Genomic DNA, 635 nt, shown 5'->3' on the forward strand with positions numbered 1-635 from the left:
CAACCGTCGCGACGAATTCGGCGTACTGGCCACCGACTTCAACCGCATGGGCGCCCGCCTGCAAAGCCTGATCGGCAGCCAGCGCCAGTTGCTGCGGGATGTGTCCCACGAACTGCGCTCGCCCCTGGCCCGCCTGCGGATCGCCCTGGCCCTGGCAGAACGGGCCACGCCCGAAGCGCGGGAAAAACTCTGGCCGCGCCTGACCCGCGAATGCGACCGCCTGGAAGCGCTGATCAGCGAAATCCTGGTACTCGCCCGGGTGGACGCTGATAACGCCAGTGCCGAAGACATCGACCTCAACCCGTTGCTCCGGACCCTGCAAAAAGACGCCTTGCTCGGCGCGCCGGACCAACCCGTGCAGCTGGATGCCGAGGCCGGGCTGCACCTCAAGGGCTGGCCGACCATGATCGAACGCGCGGTGGATAACCTGCTGCGCAACGCCCAACGCTTCAACCCGCCCGGGCAACCGATTGAAATGGAAGCCAGACGCCAGGGCGAACGCATTGTGATCAGTGTGCGCGACCACGGCCCCGGCGTGGATGCCGAACACCTGAGCCAACTCGGCGAGCCGTTTTACCGCGCCCCGGGGCAAACCGCCCAGGGCCATGGCCTGGGCCTGGCCATTGCGCGGCGCG

Annotated in this window: 1 protein-coding gene; it reads left to right on the top strand. The window is 67.7% G+C overall.

All coding sequences use genetic code 11. The annotated features are described in order from the left end of the window. Positions 1 to 635: sensor histidine kinase KdpD (locus HX846_RS38905; protein ID WP_178967661.1), on the top strand; the 635-nt coding region annotated here is incomplete at both ends.

Source organism: Pseudomonas sp. K5002, from assembly GCF_013386655.1.
In the GTDB taxonomy this organism is placed as follows: Bacteria; Pseudomonadota; Gammaproteobacteria; order Pseudomonadales; family Pseudomonadaceae; genus Aquipseudomonas.